At 29.3% G+C, this 18,030-nt stretch carries 17 protein-coding genes; 14 read left to right on the top strand and 3 right to left on the bottom strand.

The features are described from left to right. The first annotated feature begins 133 nt into the window (after window positions 1–133). From ARA56_RS14590 to ARA56_RS14560, 7 genes are all read left to right on the top strand, one after another. Window positions 134–814, top strand: a complete 681-nt coding sequence (locus ARA56_RS14590; protein WP_055267978.1) for a DUF969 domain-containing protein — start codon at window positions 134–136, stop codon at window positions 812–814. A 13-nt stretch (window positions 815–827) separates the two neighbouring features. Then, window positions 828–1,757 carry a DUF979 domain-containing protein gene (locus tag ARA56_RS14585; RefSeq protein ID WP_055267976.1) on the top strand — a complete coding sequence of 310 codons (930 nt, stop codon included), beginning with the start codon at window positions 828–830 and terminating at the stop codon, window positions 1,755–1,757. 223 nt (window positions 1,758–1,980) lie between these two features. Beyond that, on the top strand, window positions 1,981–2,622 hold the full coding sequence (pcp, locus tag ARA56_RS14580; protein WP_055267974.1) for a pyroglutamyl-peptidase I: 642 nt from the start codon (window positions 1,981–1,983) through the stop codon (window positions 2,620–2,622). A 1-nt stretch (window position 2,623) separates the two neighbouring features. After that, window positions 2,624–3,052, top strand: coding sequence for a gamma-glutamylcyclotransferase family protein (locus ARA56_RS14575; protein WP_055267972.1), 429 nt, complete (start codon window positions 2,624–2,626; stop codon window positions 3,050–3,052). Between the two features lie 221 nt (window positions 3,053–3,273). Beyond that, window positions 3,274–3,714: a MarR family winged helix-turn-helix transcriptional regulator gene (locus ARA56_RS14570; RefSeq protein ID WP_055267969.1), complete on the top strand. Its 441-nt coding sequence runs from the start codon at window positions 3,274–3,276 to the stop codon at window positions 3,712–3,714. Then, on the top strand, window positions 3,707–5,440 hold the full coding sequence (locus tag ARA56_RS14565) for an ABC transporter ATP-binding protein (protein ID WP_055267967.1): 1,734 nt from the start codon (window positions 3,707–3,709) through the stop codon (window positions 5,438–5,440). The genes ARA56_RS14570 and ARA56_RS14565 overlap by 8 nt, the downstream gene beginning before the upstream one ends. Beyond that, window positions 5,430–7,238: an ABC transporter ATP-binding protein gene (locus ARA56_RS14560; RefSeq protein ID WP_055267965.1), complete on the top strand. Its 1,809-nt coding sequence runs from the start codon at window positions 5,430–5,432 to the stop codon at window positions 7,236–7,238. Before ARA56_RS14565 ends, ARA56_RS14560 begins: the two co-directional genes overlap by 11 nt. 158 nt (window positions 7,239–7,396) lie before the next feature. Here the strand turns inward: ARA56_RS14560 and ARA56_RS14555 are convergent, their stop codons facing one another. Next, on the bottom strand, window positions 7,397–7,573 hold the full coding sequence (locus tag ARA56_RS14555) for an HTH domain-containing protein (RefSeq protein ID WP_055267963.1): 177 nt from the start codon (window positions 7,571–7,573) through the stop codon (window positions 7,397–7,399). Between the two features lie 289 nt (window positions 7,574–7,862). Here ARA56_RS14555 and ARA56_RS14550 point away from each other — a divergent pair, with 289 nt between their 5' ends. The 5 genes from ARA56_RS14550 to ARA56_RS14530 all read left to right on the top strand — a co-directional run bounded on the left by ARA56_RS14550 (window position 7,863) and on the right by ARA56_RS14530 (window position 12,462). After that, window positions 7,863–8,270, top strand: a complete 408-nt coding sequence (locus ARA56_RS14550; RefSeq protein WP_055267961.1) for a Lin0368 family putative glycerol transporter subunit — start codon at window positions 7,863–7,865, stop codon at window positions 8,268–8,270. A gap of 32 nt (window positions 8,271–8,302) precedes the next feature. Continuing rightward, window positions 8,303–8,635: a Lin0368 family putative glycerol transporter subunit gene (locus ARA56_RS14545; protein WP_055267959.1), complete on the top strand. Its 333-nt coding sequence runs from the start codon at window positions 8,303–8,305 to the stop codon at window positions 8,633–8,635. 569 nt (window positions 8,636–9,204) lie between these two features. Next, a complete protein-coding gene (gene asnA, locus ARA56_RS14540; RefSeq protein WP_055267957.1) occupies window positions 9,205–10,218 on the top strand; it encodes an aspartate--ammonia ligase in 1,014 nt (337 codons plus the stop codon). A 74-nt stretch (window positions 10,219–10,292) separates the two neighbouring features. Further along, window positions 10,293–11,585 (top strand): cobyrinic acid a,c-diamide synthase CobB, encoded by a 1,293-nt coding sequence (locus ARA56_RS14535; protein WP_055267955.1) that lies wholly within the window; start codon window positions 10,293–10,295, stop codon window positions 11,583–11,585. A 193-nt stretch (window positions 11,586–11,778) separates the two neighbouring features. Further along, window positions 11,779–12,462: a GTP pyrophosphokinase gene (locus ARA56_RS14530; RefSeq protein ID WP_084759054.1), complete on the top strand. Its 684-nt coding sequence runs from the start codon at window positions 11,779–11,781 to the stop codon at window positions 12,460–12,462. Window positions 12,463–12,643: 181 nt separating this feature from the next. On the opposite strand, the gene ARA56_RS14525 is transcribed toward ARA56_RS14530, so the two are convergent. Then, window positions 12,644–13,381 carry an NAD-dependent protein deacylase gene (locus ARA56_RS14525; RefSeq protein WP_055267951.1) on the bottom strand — a complete coding sequence of 246 codons (738 nt, stop codon included), beginning with the start codon at window positions 13,379–13,381 and terminating at the stop codon, window positions 12,644–12,646. A 243-nt stretch (window positions 13,382–13,624) separates the two neighbouring features. Between ARA56_RS14525 and ARA56_RS14520 the strand changes: the two genes are divergently transcribed. Further along, window positions 13,625–14,122 carry a CarD family transcriptional regulator gene (locus ARA56_RS14520; protein WP_055267949.1) on the top strand — a complete coding sequence of 166 codons (498 nt, stop codon included), beginning with the start codon at window positions 13,625–13,627 and terminating at the stop codon, window positions 14,120–14,122. Window positions 14,123–14,341: 219 nt separating this feature from the next. On the opposite strand, the gene ARA56_RS14515 is transcribed toward ARA56_RS14520, so the two are convergent. Beyond that, window positions 14,342–15,700, bottom strand: coding sequence for an MATE family efflux transporter (locus tag ARA56_RS14515; protein WP_055267947.1), 1,359 nt, complete (start codon window positions 15,698–15,700; stop codon window positions 14,342–14,344). 300 nt (window positions 15,701–16,000) lie between these two features. On the opposite strand from ARA56_RS14515, the gene ARA56_RS14510 reads away from it, so the two are divergent. Next, window positions 16,001–17,950, top strand: coding sequence for a GTP-binding protein (locus ARA56_RS14510; RefSeq protein ID WP_055267945.1), 1,950 nt, complete (start codon window positions 16,001–16,003; stop codon window positions 17,948–17,950). Window positions 17,951–18,030 lie beyond the last annotated feature (80 nt).

The following is an 18,030-nucleotide window of genomic DNA, read 5'->3' as shown; positions in this document are numbered from 1 at the left end:
GTTAAAGTATTAAAAAAAGTATTATTTTATTATAAATATAATACGAAAATGAATGTTACCCACAAAATTCTTGTAGACAAATGACGAAAAATGATATATCTTTTAATTAGATATTATTAAGGGGGGAGACCAAATGGTACTTATAGGAATTTTAATAGTAATAATCGGATTTGCGTTGAAGTTTGATAGTATTGCAGTAATAATAATTTCAGCTATCGCAACAGGATTAGCAGCACATATGGACATAAATGAGATTTTAATAATCTTAGGAAAGACTTTTGTTAATCAAAGGTTAATGACTATATTTATTCTTACCTTACCGGTAATTGGTATATCAGAAAGATATGGTTTAAAAGAAAAAGCAGTTCAATTAATTAAGCAAGTTAAGAATCTTTCAACAGGAAAATTATTAACACTTTACTGCTTATTAAGACAAATTGGAGGAGCAATGAGCTTAAGAATAAGTGGACATCCTCAATTTGTTAGACCTTTAATAAACCCAATGGCTCAAGGTGCAGCTATAGGTAAATATGGTGAAATCGATAAGAAGACTGAAGAGAAAATTAAAGCTGCAGCAGCTTCAATGGATAACTACGGTAACTTCTATGGACAAAACCTTTTCTTAGCAAGTTCAGGAGTTTTACTTGTTGCAAATACTTTAACTGAATTAGGATACCCTACAAACGGTATTGATGTAGCAAAAGCTTCAATAGTAATAGCAGTAGTTGCATTTGTATTTGTTCTTGTACAAAATATGATGTTAGACAAGAAATTAGACAAGCAATACGGAATTAACAGTAAGACTAAGAAATAGGAGGAGACGTAATATGGATTTCGCAGCATTTTCAAATATGTTATTAGAGTTATTTTACATAATAATTGGTATTATGATGCTTAATACAGCAGTAGTAACTTTAAAAGATAAGAATCATAAAGCAAAATACGGAACAGCATTATTCTGGTCATTACTAGGAATAATATTTATATTCGGACATAAATTACCTTACAATGTTGTTGGAGGAATGCTTGTTGTTATAGGTATCCTTACTTTAGCCAAACAAGTTAATCCTGGAACTATAAAAGCATTAGATGCAAAGTTCGGAGAAGAACAAGCTAATAAATTAGGGTTAAAGGTATTTATACCTTCACTAGTAATAGCTGTATCAGCTTTACTTATAGCACAATTTACACCAATATCAGGAACAGCTTCAATAGGGGTTGCAGCAGTTCTTGCAATAATTGTAACATTCTTCATAACTAAAGCTTCACCAAAAGTATTAGTTGAAGAATCAGATAGAATGATTCAATCAGTTGGATCAACAAGTATATTACCACAATTATTAGCAGCTCTTGGAGCTTTATTCACAGCAGCTGGAGTAGGTGATGTAATATCATCAGGTATATCAAGTGTACTTCCACAAGGAAACTTATTAATAGGTGTAGCAGCTTATTGTATAGGTATGGCAGTATTCACTATGATAATGGGAAATGCATTTGCTGCATTCTCAGTTATAACACTTGGAATAGGTATACCATTCGTATTTTCACAAGGTGCTAACGTTGCAGTTGCAGGTGCTTTAGCATTAACAGCAGGTTACTGTGGAACGTTATTAACTCCAATGGGAGCTAACTTTAACATAATGCCAGCAGCGCTTTTAGAAATCGAAGATAAGAATGCTATAATAAAGAACCAAGCACCAGTTGCTTTAGCTTTATTATTCGCTCACATTGTATTAATGTACTTCTTAGCATTCTAATAATAATATTTAATAGTTATAATTTTAAATTAGGTTAAAACTGTTTTAGCAGTTTATATAAAACTAAGGATAAGGTCAGCCTAAGCTGGCTTTATTCTTAAAATTTTATACTAATAAATTAAATCTAGAAATGTAGAATTTAAAATTGATAGTAAAAAGAAACTATATTTAAGTAGTTTTAGTGGTAATTTTAATTCTTCATTAGAAAAAAGGAGATATAAATATGAAGGTTTTAATAACAGGTTTTGATCCATTTGGTGGAGAAAGTGTAAACCCAGCTTTAGAAGCTGTTAAATTACTACCTGAAACAATATCAGGAGCGGAAGTAATTAAACTTGAAATACCAACAGTATTCAGAAAGTCTTTAGCTAAGATTGAAGAAGCGATGGAGCTTCACAACCCAGATATAGTAATTTCAATAGGACAAGCAGGTGGAAGATTCCAAGTTACTCCTGAAAGAGTTGCTATAAACATAGATGATGCTAGAATAAAAGATAACGAAGGAAATCAACCGTTAGATATAATTATATTTGAAGATGGTGAAGCAGCTTACTTCTCAAACCTTCCAATAAAGGCAATGGTTCAAGAGATGAAGGAAAATGGAATACCAGCAGCTGTTTCTAACACAGCAGGTACTTTCGTATGTAACCACGTAATGTATGGAATTTTATATATGATAGATAAGAAGTTCCCAAATGCGAGAGGTGGATTTATACACGTGCCATATATACCAGCACAAACTTTAGATAAACCAGATAAGCCAGCTATGAACATAAATGATATTGCAAAAGGATTAGAATTATGTATAAAAGCAGCAGTAGAAAATTCAGAAGATATTAAAGCTGTAGGCGGAGCTGTTTGCTAAAATGTTAGAACCTAGAGAACAAAAGAAGATATTTGTTTATGGTAGCTTAAGAACTGGTTTCTATAATTACGATAAATATTTAAAGGGCAAAATTGAGAATGCTGTTTTAGGAAAAGTTAAAGGGAAGCTTTATCATATGCCTCATAAAGGATATCCAGCGTTATTAGAGGGTAATAACGTTGTACTTGGTGAAGTTATGACTATAAAGAACTTTGAAGAAGTAATGATTCCTATGGATAAGATGGAAAATTATTATGGAGTTAATGACAGCAGAAATGAGTATAATAGAGTAGTAATGGATGTTGAGCTAGAAAATGGTGAAAAGGAAAGCTGTTACGTATACTATTATGCTATGAATGATAAAGAAGTCTTTGAAAAAAATAGCGTATATGTTGACCATGGTGATTGGGCAAGCTTTATGACAAAGTAAGTATATAAATTAAGGAGATGTTTAGGCATCTCCTTTTTTTTATATAATTATTAAAAAAATTAATAATTTGTTAGTAGTAGGAAAAAATAAGAAGAATAATTTACAAATAAAAGTAGTTGACAATTGTTATCAATAGCAATAAAATTTTAGTTAGATATCTAATAGTTAGCTATCTAACTATTTTAAAGCATATAATAATAATTAAGAAGAGAGGTGTAATTATGGAAAGAGGGGAAGTGCACAAGTCTTTAATGAAGACTTTAAGATGTCATCATAAAATATTTAGAAGTGAATTTGCAAAATTTAATATAAGCAAAGGTCAACCTAAAATATTAAGTTATCTATCAGAAAATGATGGGTGTAGTCAGAAAGATATTGCTAAAAACTGTGATATAGAAGCGGCTACAGCTACTAATGTACTATCTACTATGGAGAAGGTTGGATTTATAGAAAGAATACCTAATAAGAATGATAGAAGAATTCTTAATGTATATCTTACGGACAAAGGTAAGGAAGCCCAAGAAAAAGCTAAAAGAACTCTATGCGATTTAGAGGAAATTTGTTTTAGAGGATTTAGTGAAGAAGAAATGACTATGGCAAAAGATATTTTTGATAGAATATATGATAATTTAAAGAAAGGAGAAAAGTCTTTAGATGATTAGATTATTAAAATATCTTAAGGGTAGTGCAGTATTATGTGCCATACTTGCACCTATAATGATGTTTATAGAAGTTGTTATGGATTTAAATCAGCCTAAGCTTATGTCAAATATAATAGATATAGGTATAGCGAATGGTGATGCCCATTATGTGCTTACTGTAGGTATAAAAATGATAATTATTGCAGTAATAGGTGCTTTTGGAGGAATGGCATGTGGGTATCTGGCTAGTATTGCAAGTATGACCTTAGGAAAGAACGTAAGAAAGGATTTATTTACAAAGATACAGAGCTTATCTTTTAGAGAAATAGATGAATTTAAAACATCATCGTTAATAACAAGGCTTACAAATGATGTAACTCAAGTACAGCAGATGATACTTACAGGATTAAAGATAATGGTAAGAGCACCGTTACTTTGTATCGGTGGCATAATTATGGCTTTTTCATTAAGTCCTAAATTATCATTAGTATTTTTAATAGCTATCCCTTTAGTTTTAATTTCAATTATATATATTACAAGCAGATCAATTCCTGCATTTACAAATATGCAGAACAAAATAGATAGAGTAAACCTAGTAATGAGAGAAAATCTTTTAGGTATAAGAGTCATAAAGGCTTTCGTAATGGAAAAGAAGGCTAAAGAAAGATTTGATATTTCTAATGATGAACTTATGGATGCAAGTATAAAAGCACAGAGTATAACAGTAATTCTTTGGCCTCTTGTTACTCTTGCAATGAATTTAAGTGTTATTGCAGTGCTTTGGTTTGGTGGAAATATGGTAAATAAAGGCTCATTAGAAATAGGGAAAATAATGGCTTTTATAAATTATTTAATTCAGATAATGAGTTCATTAAATATGATGCTGATGATTATAATAAGTATTTCAAGAGCAAAAGTATCTGCCGCAAGAATTAATGAAGTTTTAGATACAGAAACATCTATAGTTGAAGCTAAAAATCCAAAAGCTATAAAAAAATACGATATAGAATTTAGAGATGTATGTTTTAAATATAATAAAGAAAGCGAAAACGTGTTAAACAATATATCATTTAAAATAGCTGAAGGAGAAAAGGTAGGAATTATAGGTGCAACTGGAAGTGGTAAAAGTTCATTAATAGCGCTTATTCCAAGACTTTATGATGCTACTTCGGGAAAGGTATTAATAGGTGGAACTGATGTAAGAGATGTAAGTGAGAAAGAATTAAGATCACTTATTGGAATAGTCCTTCAGGAATCAATACTGTTTTCAGGAACAATAGAGGATAACTTAAAGTTTGGTAATAATCAAGCTACAAAAGATATGATGGATAATGCAGCTATGGATGCAGAAGCTTATGAATTCATATGTTCAAATGAAGAAGGATATGAAAGAAATGTGGAGCAAAGAGGTAAAAATCTTTCAGGAGGGCAGAAACAACGTCTTTCTATAGCTAGAACTTTACTTAGAAATCCTAAAATTTTAATACTAGATGATTCTACAAGTGCATTAGATATGGCTACAGAAGCTAAACTTCAAAAATCATTAAAGAGAAGGCTTGAAGGTTCAACTACAATTATAATTGCTCAGAGAATTTCAGCTGTAATGGACTGCGACAAGATAATAGTATTAGATGATGGAGAAGTAAGTGCTATAGGAAAGCATGGTGATTTATTGAAAGATTGTGAGATATATAGAAGTATAGCTATTTCACAATTAGGAGAGGAGGAAGCTTTAAATGGCATCTAAGGTATCAGCAATACCGTCAAGACCTGGCGGAGGACCTCACAGGCTATTTAAAGAAAAGCCTGAAAAACTTAAAGATTTAAAAGGCACAATAAAAAGGATTTTAAATTACCTAGGAAATAATAAAAAGTCTATTATCCTTGTGTTTGGATTATGTTTTATAACTACATTAATAAGTATTTTAGGGACAAGACTTAATGGACTTACTATAGATAATTATATTGAAACTGGAGATATGAGAGGTTTAGGGATAATATGTATAGTTCTTTTACTTATGTATGCAGTATCGATTTTCTCAACATATTTTCAAAATATAATAATGGTGAATATTGCCCAAAAGGTATCACGTGATATAAGAAAAGATTTATTTTTTAAGCTTCAGAAGTTACCTATAAAATATTTTGATACCCATTCAAGTGGAGATTTGATGAGTAGGCTTACAAATGATGTAGATAACATAAACTCTACTCTTTCTCAAAATATAACACAGTTATTTTCAGGAATAATAAACATTTTAGGAATGTTCATTGCGATGCTTTTATTAAGCCCACTTTTAACTCTTATAGCTATGCTTGCTATACCTTTAATGTTTTTAGTAAGCAAGATACTTGTAAAAATTACACAGAAATACTTTGTTAGACAGCAGAGAGAGTTAGGTAAGCTTAATGGATATATAGAAGAGATGGTTTCAGGACAGAAGGCTGTACTTCTATTTTCAGAACAAGATAATGTAATGAAAAACTTTGAAGAGATAAATGAAAAACTTGCAAAAAGCTCTATATTAGCTCAAGGCTTATCTGGATTTATGGGACCTTTAAATAACTTTGTAAATAATATTTCATATTTAATAATTGCAGTATGTGGCGGATTTTTTATATTAAAAGGTATGAACATAACTGTAGGTATAGTATTTACATTTATGCTTTATATGAGAAATTTCACTAGACCAATAAATGAAATTATGAATCTATTTAATACAATACAGTTAGCCCTTGCTGGCGCTGAAAGAGTATTTGAAGTAATGGATGAAGAACCAGAAAAAGATAAGGCAGAAGCAGAGGATTTAGAAAGATTTGAAGGTAAAGTGGAGTTAAAAGATGTTAACTTCTCATATGTTAAAGATAAGAAAGTTTTAAAACATGCTGATATAAAAGCAAAACCAGGAGAAACTATTGCAATAGTAGGACCTACTGGAGCAGGAAAGACTACTATCATAAATCTTTTAACTAAGTTTTATGATATTGATAGTGGTGAGATATTAATAGATAATAAAAATATTAATGATATTACTAGAAAAAGTCTTAGAAAATCTATAGCAATGGTGCTTCAAGACACGTATCTTTTCTCAGAAACAGTAAGAGAAAATATAAGATATGGAAATCTTTCAGCTTCTGATAAAGAAGTAGAAAAAGCTGCTAAACTTGCAAATGCACATCATTTTATAATGCAGCTACCTCATGGTTATGATACGGTACTTTCAGATAATGGAGGAAACCTTTCTCAAGGGCAGAGACAACTTTTAGCTATAGCAAGAGCTATACTTTCAGATTCATCAATATTAATATTAGATGAGGCTACATCTTCAGTAGATACAAGAACAGAAATAAAAATTCAAAAAGCATTATTAAATCTTATGAAAGGCAAAACAACATTTGTGATTGCTCATAGATTAAGTACTATTAGAAATGCAGATAAAATACTTGTAGTAAATAATGGAGAGATAATTGAGAGAGGAAATCATGATGAACTTATAGAGAAAAATGGGTTTTATGCTAACCTATATTATAGTCAATTTAAGTAAATAAGAAAGCCTATGTTAGATGAGTATCTGACATAGGCTATTATAATATATAATATCAAGCGTATTTAATAAAAATAAATTTCTTTTGAATTACGTAATGGCAATAAATCAACTTTAATATAATGAAGTGATTATTATCATCAATTAAGGGCAATTTATTATGCGTTTGTATAGAAGCAACGCTTTGGTGAAGTTATACTTCCATCTGTTTTTAATTCTTTTATTGCTTTATCAACTTCTTTTTTATCTATTGATAATGCAGCAGCAATTTCTCCAGCCTTCATTGCTTCTGAATTTTCTTTTAATAAATTTAAAACTTGTTCTTTAGCACTCATTTTATATCTCCTTTAAATAAAATTTTAATATATACCAAATAGATATATATGGTCATAATACGAATTCACTATTGGAATCAGATGTAAATAATGAATTTTCTATTTGTATATTTTATCCATAATATAACATAATATACCGTGTAAATCAATAATTATTTTTATATAATAATTAATATTAGATTATTAAGTAAGCGATTTCATATTTTGAAAAAATTAGTACTCATATAATGATAAAATAATAGGGAACAAAGTAAATAATTGTAGTTATAATTTAAGGGGATGAAATTTAGTGAGGGTGATAAAAGCAATAATAGGCGGATTTATAGCAGCGCTAGTAATAAATGGAGTATGGGGAATATTTACAGAAAATTTAGGGACTTTAGGAGGTATATTAGCAGCTGTATTTTTAGTAGGAACTATGTGGTTTTTAAATCATTATATTGGACTGATACCGAATGAAAAAAATAGTGCATTTATAGATATGGGGATTTCAATAGGGATAGCATGTATAGTTAGAGATATGATTAGAATAGGTAATGTTGATGAGATTTTAACTTCTATACCAACATTGATTTTAGTAATTGTGGGAGGAAGTATTGGAGGAACTCTATCTGTATTTGTAAAAAAAGATATGAAAAAAGATAAAGAAAGTTCTGAAACAATCAAAGATATAGATAGTATTGAGAGCTTAGTTTAGAATTTGATAAATAGTAAAAGTTGGAGTGAAATATGACAATTGAAGAAGCAATTAAAACACTATTAGGAGCTATAATGTTTCCTTTTATAGTAAGGTTAGTATGGGATGAACTAGTTAAAATTTTTGGACCATTAGGTGGATGGATATCAGCAGGACTTATTGTAGGAACTATGTGGATATTAAATCATCACTTGGGGTTAATTAATCAATCAGGTGAGGTTTGGATAGATATGGCTTTAGCAGTTGCTAGTGGAGTATTTATTGCAACTGCTTTAGAAAGTAGAAATATAAAGAAATCTTTACCGGTTTTATTAGGCTGTTGTATTGGGGGAGTTTTAGCTGGTATAGTGTTAATAAATTTATAAAATATAAAAAAATATAATAAAATATTGACACATTATCAAAAAAATAATAATATAGTATACAAATTAGATAATTGAGATGCAGTGATAAGAAGAGTAGCTATTGAAAGAAGTTTATAAGCGAGTGGGTGGCGGTGAAAGTCCCATAATGGAAGCTATAGTGAAAAACATCTTTGAGCACCTAACCGAACTTGTGAGAGTAAGTACCTTTTCATTATGTCAAAGGTGTAAGTTCGACTAACTAAATTAAAAGTCACTCTGTGAAAGTTTATTTAACTAGATTACAGATTTAGAATTTCAATTTTGAAGTCTCACTTAAGTAGGCCTAGGCGGAATAATACCGTTAAAAATTCAGCAGTATAATTATGTACTGTTAATGAGTGAGCTTATTTTTAGCTAATCTGGGTGGTAACGCGGAATATACCTTTCGTCCCTTTTATAGGGATGGAAGGTTTTTTTAGTTTTAATCTATGATTTGATAACTTGAAGTTAAATAGGATGCACACCTACGAATATAAATTAGTAGTACGTTTTATTAACAAATTTTTATTTTAATATAGGAGGTCATTTATATGAAAAAAACAACGATTATACCAAAAGGATATAAACCTACACTAAATCTAATAGAAACAGAAGTAGCTATAAAAAAGATAAAGGATTTTTTTGAAACTAATTTAGCAGAAAGTTTAAACCTTACGAGAGTATCTGCACCAATTTTCGTAAAAGGAGGACAGGGAATAAATGACAACCTTAATGGTGTAGAAAGAGTAGTAAGCTTTGATGCAATGGAAATAAAAGATTCACAAATGGAAATAGTACAGTCATTAGCTAAGTGGAAGAGAATGGCTTTAAAAAGATATAAATTTGAAGTTGGACAAGGTCTGTATACAGATATGAATGCTATTAGAAGAGATGAGGAATTAGATAATTTACATTCTCTTTATGTTGACCAATGGGATTGGGAGAAAATTATTAGAAAGGAAGATAGAACAGAAGAAACTTTAAAAGAAGTTGTAAATAAGATATATGAAGTTTTTAAAGTTACAGAAAGCTATATGCACTTAACTTACAGGCAGTTAACACCAATATTACCTAAAGATATTAAGTTTATAACATCTCAAGAGTTAGAAGATATGTATCCAAAGTTAACAGCTAAAGAAAGAGAAGATGCTATTACAAAGAATTTTGGAGCAGTATTTATAATGAAAATAGGTGGAAAATTAAAGTCAGGTGAAAAACATGATGGACGCTCTCCAGATTATGATGACTGGCAATTAAATGGAGATATATTATTCTGGTCACCAGTATTAGATAGAGCTATAGAAGTATCATCAATGGGTATAAGAGTAGATGAAGAAGCATTAGCAAAGCAATTAGATGAATCAGGATGTAATGAAAGAAGAGAGCTAGATTTTCATAAGGCTTTATTAAATGGAGAATTACCATATACTATGGGGGGAGGAATTGGACAGTCAAGAATATGTATGTTCTTTCTAAAGAAAGCTCATGTTGGAGAGGTACAATCTGCGGTATGGACTGATGATATTATTAGAGAATGTGAAGACGGTGGAATAGTACTATTATAGTTTGCTTCACTAAATTTTATGGTGTGGTATAATTGGGGATATAATTTTATTATTAGGAAATGAGGAAATGCTAGATGAAAAATATAATTATATCTTCTAATTGTAGTGGTGGTGGAAAGACTACTTTTACTTTAGGATTAATGAAATTATTAAAAAATAAAGGATATGATGTACAGGGATATAAAGTAGGTCCTGATTATATAGATAGTGGTTTTCATAGTGAAATAACAGGAAAAGAATCAAGAAACTTAGATTTACATCTTATGGGAGAAGATGGAGTAAAAGCTAGTTTTTCAAGAGGTAATGGTGATTTTGGAGTAATAGAAGGGGTAATGGGCTTATATGATGGAATTGGTATTACTGAAAAAGGATCAACTTATAATATCTCAAATATTCTAGGTGATATTCCGATAGTTCTAGTTTTAACACCAAAAGCTCAGGTGGCAACTTTAGCTGCAGAGATTAATGGAATAAAGAACTTTAAAAATGCTAATATTATTGGAGTTGTTTTTAATGCTGTTAGCCCAAAATTTTATGAACTTCTGAAATCTACAGTGGAGCTTAATTGTGATGTTAAGGTACTAGGATATATACCTAAAGATGAAAGTATAAAACTTGAAAGTAGACATTTAGGACTAGTTCAAAGTATTGAAGTTAACAATATGATAGAAAAAATAGAAAGATGTGCTCAATTAATTGAAGAAAATGTAGATTTGACTTATATAATCAAAAATTCTAAGGAAGTCAAATTAGAAACGAAAGATGAATTTCATTTAGAAAATAGAAACTTAAATATAGCTGTTGCATATGATGAGGCTTTTAGATTTTACTATAAAGAAAACTTAGAGCTTTTAGAAGAACTAGGAAATGTTACTTATTTTAGTCCAATAAGAGATGAAAAACTACCAGAAAATATCGATTTTCTATATCTTGGTGGTGGGTATCCAGAAGTGTTTAAAGAGCAATTAAGTAAAAATATATCTATGAGAAATAGTATCAAGAAAGCATTAGAAGAGGGCTTAAAATGCTATGCTGAATGTGGTGGATTGATGTACTTAACAGAAAAAATAGAAGATTGCGAAATGGTAGGTTTCTTAAAAGGATATACTTATATGACTAAATCACTACAACGCTTTGGTTATGCCAATGTAGCAATTAAAGGTGAAAACATAAGTATAAATTGTCATGAATTCCACAAGTCAGATGTAGAGCTAAATGAAGAGAGTATATATAATGTTACCAAAAAAAGCTGGAGTGGAGATGCTTTAAGCTGGAATTGTGGCTATAAAAAGAAAAATACTATAGCAGGATATCCTCATATTCATTTCTTTGGTAATATGGAATTTTTAAGATTTATAACTAAATAAAATTATAGAAAGGAATTCAAATATGAATTTCTTTTTTTATAGTAACACTATTTTTAAGTTACTTTCTAAATTAATTAATATTTAAAATTAGTTAATTTATTAAAGGATAATTAAGATTAATCTTTTTGATTTAGATAATAGTAATATGATACTATATTACTATTGGATTAAACTAATAGTAAAGGGTGATTGTATGTTAAAAGAGATTGGTCAAAAAATTTTTAGAGAAAGAATAATTAATGATGAGTTTTTAGATGTTGTACATGAAAATATGAGACATATGAATGAACTTATGACATATTATAGATGTGCAATAATGGAAATTGAAACTAAGTTTAATGTATTAAACGAGGAATTCTCATTGCAGTATGATAGAAATCCAATAGAACATATAAAAACAAGATTAAAGTCTCCTGAGAGCATCGCTAAGAAAATTAAGAAGAAAGAGATAGAATTTTCAATAGAAGCAGTACAGGAACATATAAAAGATATTGCTGGCGTAAGGGTAATTTGTTCATTCCCAGAAGATATTTATATGTTAGCAGAATGTTTATTAAATCAAGATGACATTAAGTTAATTGAGAAAAAGGACTATATAAAGAATCCTAAGAAAAGCGGATATAGAAGTTTACATTTAATTATAGAAGTGCCAATTTTCTTGCAAAGTGGGAAAAAATCTATAAGTGTTGAAGTTCAGCTAAGAACAATAGCTATGGATTTCTGGGCAAGTTTAGAGCATAAATTAAGATATAAAAAGAATATTGATACAGATGAAACTGAGATAATAGAACGAGAATTACTTGTATGTTCTGAAATAAGTGCAGATTTAGATAAACGTATGGAAGAGATACGAAATAGGATTGAAAATAGATTATAATGTAAAGATAATATGCTATTGAATAAACTTTATAAATAAGTATATTTTTCATAAACTTTAAATAAAAAATAAGTATGTTGACTAATATGAAATTTGGCCAATATACTTATTTTATTTTTTTAATTATAAAAGTATTAAAAATTATTATCAATTTAATTTATTTAGGTATAGTCTATAAATTTTATATATTACTAACAGCTTTACTTAAAACTTTACCAATAGAATCACGAATGACTAAGTTAGCTTTAGAATCAGCTTGAGTTGTACTTTTATTTATAAGAACAAGGTTTTTACCTCTAAAATAATTTATAAGTCCAGCTGCTGGATAAACAACAAGTGAAGTTCCACCAATAATTAATGTATCAGCATTAGCTATAGCATTAACAGCTCCTCTAATAACATTATCATCTAAGCCTTCTTCGTAAAGAACTACATCAGGTTTAACTCTGCTACCACATTTGATGCAGGTAGGAACCCCTTTAGATTCTAAAATAAATTTTTCATCATAAAAAGCATGACATTTAACACAATAATTTCTAAGAACAGAGCCATGAAGTTCAAAAACATTTTTTGAGCCTGCTGCCTGATGAAGACCATCAATATTTTGAGTCACTATTGCTTTTAGTTTACCCATTTTTTCAAGTTTAGCTAAGGCTATGTGACCAGCATTTGGTTTTGCATCAGGATAAATTAGCTTTGATTTATAAAAATTAAAGAATTCTTCTGGATATCTCATATAAAATGAGTGTGATACTAACTGTTCAGGAGTAAAGGTTAAATTAAGTTTTTCATTAAATAGACCATTAGAACTTCTAAAATCAGGTATCCCACTTTCTGTGCTCATTCCAGCTCCCCCAAAGAATACTATATTATTACTTTCCTTAAAAATCTTTGAGAGCACTTCTATTTCATTAGTCATAAAATCATCTCCAAAATATATTTTTATAACTTATTATATCATTTTAATAAAATTATTTATAAATTTTTTACTTACATTAAGTTATTAAAAGTGATATAATAATATTACAACGAGTAGTTTTAACAACGTAAGTCCAGTTGTTAAAGCTACTTTTTTATTTTTCAATATAATTATTAACTGCTTTAGTCTTATATATTTTAGTAAACTACAAGCGAATTTAAAGTTAAGGAAGGTGAAGCTTAAATGTTTAAAGTTAATGATTATATAATGTATGGAACTACAGGAGTTTGTAAAGTTATAGAGATAAAGAAAGAGAAATTTTTAGGTAAAGAGGAAAGAGAATACTATGTATTAGAGCCTGTTTACTCAAAAAATACAGTGATAAAAATTCCGGTTGATAATACAACTATTAGGATGAGAGAGATTCTTTCAAAAGAGGCTATTGAAGAGTTGATAAATATTGTACCAAATGCAGATACTACGTGGATTGAGGATGATAGAATCAGAAATGAGCAATTTAAATCAATGCTAAAAAGTGGTGACTGTGAGGAGTTAATTACTTTAATAAGAACAATATATTTAGGTAAAAAGACTAAAAAATCAATAGGTAAAAAGTTATATAAAGGTGATGATGAAATCATGCAAGCAGCAGAAAAGCTTTTAAATGAAGAACTTGCCTTTATATTAGATATAGCTCCGGAGGAAGTTCCTAATTATATAAAAGAACAAGTAGGTCAATAGATATAATTATCAATCCATAAGATTGTTAAGTTTGGAATATATAAATATGCAATAGATATTTTAAAGTAGTTTAAGATGATAAGCAAGAGTAAATTATAATTTTTTTAAGATAACAGATGATAGCAAAGTAAAGATAGATATTGAGAAATATATTTGAGATTTTACTACGGATAAGTAGAAAAAAGGTCAAGTCCAAATTGTGACTTGACCTTTTTATATTTATGCTATAACTTCAACAGAAGTATCATATTTAGCTAACAATTTTTTTATAGTAATATAATAATAGATTGCTAAAGGAACTGCAGCAGCAATCCATGCAACAGGATCCGCTAAGCATATACCAAAGAATCCTAAGAATGATGGAAGTGTGAAAGCAACTAAAGCTCTCGCTCCAAGTTCTGCAACACCAGCCATCATAGGAACAAAGCTTTCGCCAATACCTTGAAGCGCATTTCTAAATATAAATATTAATCCTAATGGTATAAAGAATATTCCTGAAATAGTAAGAACTTGCTTTGAGTAAGCGATAATTTGTGCATCAGGATTATCTATAAATAATTTAACAAATTGTGTACCGAATGCTATAAGTACAAAGCCTGCAATTAAACTTGTTATTATAGAAATCTTTACAGCCTTGTTAACACCATCACTTATACGATCATATCTTTTTGCACCAAGATTTTGTCCACAATAAGTTGCCATTGTTACACCATAAGTAACAGCAGGTTGCATTACTAATTGTAGTGCTTTTGATGAAGCAGTATATGCTGCTATAACAGTTGAACCTAATACATTTAATGCGCCTTGTACTGTAAGTAAACCTAATGCAGTTATTGAAAATTGTAAAGCCATAGGAATACCTATCTTTAAATGTCTTATATACATGCTCTTTTTAACGTTATAATCTTCTCTAGCTAATTTTAAAATAGTATATTTATTTAAGATGTATATAAAACAAAGGATAGCAGATACACCTTGAGAAATAATTGTTGCATAAGCGGCACCAGCAACACCCATTTTAAAGTTTATTATAAATACTAAGTCTAATATTATATTTAATACAGAAGAAATTATTAAGAAATATAATGGAGATTTACTATCGCCAAGAGCTCTTAATATACTTGCCATCATGTTATAAGCTACTGTAGTTATTATACCAGCAAATATTATAGCCACATAAGTATAAGCATCATTAAAAATATTATCCGGAGTATTCATCAAATGAAGTAATGGTTTAGCAGCTATTAAGCTTATTGTAGTTAATATAATAACTAATGCTGTACATAATACAACAGAGCTTGAAACAGCTTTTCGTAATCCTTTTTCATCATTTGCGCCGAATCGTTGAGAAACCATAACAGAAAATCCACTAGTTAAACCTAATGCAAATCCATTTATTAAAAATACTAATGAACCAGTAGAACCTACGGCAGCTAGTGCATCAACGCCTACAAATCTACCAACTATTATAGTATCTACCATGCTATAAAACTGTTGGAATACATTTCCTATTAATAAAGGTATAGAGAAAAGCAAAATATGCCTTACTGGACTACCTTGAGTCATATCTTTAGTCATTTTTTACCCCCCAAGTAATTAAATTAATTTACTTCACAATTACATAGAATATCATCTTTCTATACTTTAAACAAGAAGAAAAAAATAATTTTCATAAAATGAAAAAAATAGCTTTAGTAATTTAAATGACTTTATTAAATATAAAAAAATATATCTAATAATTCAGCTTTTATAGTAACTAAGATTGTGGAGAATAATAGAGAACCTAATCTATTTATATTGACAGCGATATTTGTTACAATTACAACTAAGAGATAATATAAGACTATTATATAGGTTAAAGAAGAATAAGGTGATAAAATGAAAAAAACAATTGGGATACTAGCTCATGTTGATGCAGGAAAAACTACATTCTCAGAGCAAGTACTATATCATACAAAGTCAATAAGAAATAGAGGAAGAGTAGATCATAAAAACTCATTTTTAGATAGTCATAATATTGAAAAAGAAAGAGGAATAACGGTATTTTCAGACCAAGCTATTTTCGAATTTAATGACAATAGCTATTATTTAGTTGACACTCCTGGACATATAGATTTTTCTACAGAGATGGAGCGTGCTATAGGAATAATGGATTATGCTATTGTTATAATAAGTGCAGTAGAAGGGGTACAAGGTCATACAGAGACAGTATGGCAATTATTAAAGAAGTATAAAGTGCCTACTTTTATTTTTATTAATAAACTTGATAGAGTTAACGCAGATAAGGATAAGGTTATTAATGAGATAAAGAGAGTTTTATCAAAAGATTTATTTTATATAGATGGGGATATTAAGAGAGAAGAATTAACTCAAGACCTTATTGAGTTTATAAGCGAGTATGATGAGCATCTATTAGAAAGATATTTTGAAGCCGATTACGATAAAGAGACTTGGGTTAATACATTTAAAAATTTAATAAAAGAATCGAAAGTTTTTCCATGCTTTGGAGGTTCAGCACTTCAAGATGAAGGAATAAGAGAATTTTTAGAAAATCTTGATGAGTTAACATATACAGAATATGATGAAAAAACTGAATTTGCAGGTAGAGTATATAAAATACGTCATGAAGCTAATGGAAATAGAATAACTTTTATAAAAGCCATAGAAGGTACATTAAAGGTTAGAGATGAAGTAATTTATAGAGATAATACTAAGGAAAAGATAAGTTCAATAAGAATATATAATGGTAATAAGTTTAAAACAGTTGATGAGGTTAAGGCAGGAGATATATTTGCTGTAACAGGATTATCTAAAGCTAAGATTGGAGATGGACTGGGAAATTTAGCAGAAAATATAAAATATAATATGATACCTACATTGATGTCTAAAGTAATATTTGATCCATCAAATAATATAAAAGAAGTTCTTGGATATTTTAAGCTTTTAGATGCTGAAGACCCAGCTTTAAATGTAGTATGGAATGAACAATTACAGGAGATACATGTTCATATTATGGGGAAAATTCAATTGGAAATATTAAAGGAAGTAGTTAAGGAAAGATTTAATTTAGATATTGAATTTGGGACATGCAAAATTTTATATAAAGAAACTATTAATAATGAAGTAAAGGGATATGGACATTTTGAACCTTTGAAGCATTATGCAGAGGTGCATTTAAAGCTAGAGCCATTAAGCAGAAATTCAGGGATTGACTTTGAAAATAAGTGTCATGCAGATCATTTAAGTACTGGACATATGAATTTAGTTAGAACACATATTTTTGAAAGAGATCATCATGGAGTTCTTACAGGTTCTCCTTTAACAGATATAAAAGTAACGTTATTAACAGGAAGAGCTCATAATAAGCATACAGAAGGTGGAGATTTTAGGGAAGCTACATTTAGGGCTTTAAGACAGGGATTAGAAAAAGCAGAAAATATATTATTAGAACCTTATTATAAATTTAAAATAGATGTGGAACTTGATTATATGGGAAGAGTTTTATCAGATATTCAAAGATTAAGTGGTTCTTTTAATCCACCTGAAATTAATGAAAATAGAGTAACTATAACAGGAAGAGGACCAGTTAAGACTTTAATGGATTATAGTGCCGAAGTTATAGCCTTTTCTAAAGGAAAGGGAAGTATTAACTTAGTTTTTGATGGGTACGATGAATGTCATAATACAGAAGAGATTATTGAAGAAATAGGGTATAGAAGAGATGCTGATATAGAATATAGCTCAAGTTCTATTTTTTGCTATAAAGGACAGGGATATGTTGTACCTTGGGATAAGGTAGAAGAAGAAATGCACTGTGAAATAATTTAAGGAATAAACGCTGAGATAAGATGATTGTCAGCTATGTTGATATGCTGGGTTACCTATATTTTAGATAAATCTTTACAATA

Origin of the sequence: Clostridium disporicum, from assembly GCF_001405015.1 — a bacterium.
Taxonomy (GTDB): Bacteria; Bacillota; Clostridia; order Clostridiales; family Clostridiaceae; genus Clostridium; species Clostridium disporicum_B.
This window is presented reverse-complemented; position numbering and strand designations above follow the sequence as displayed.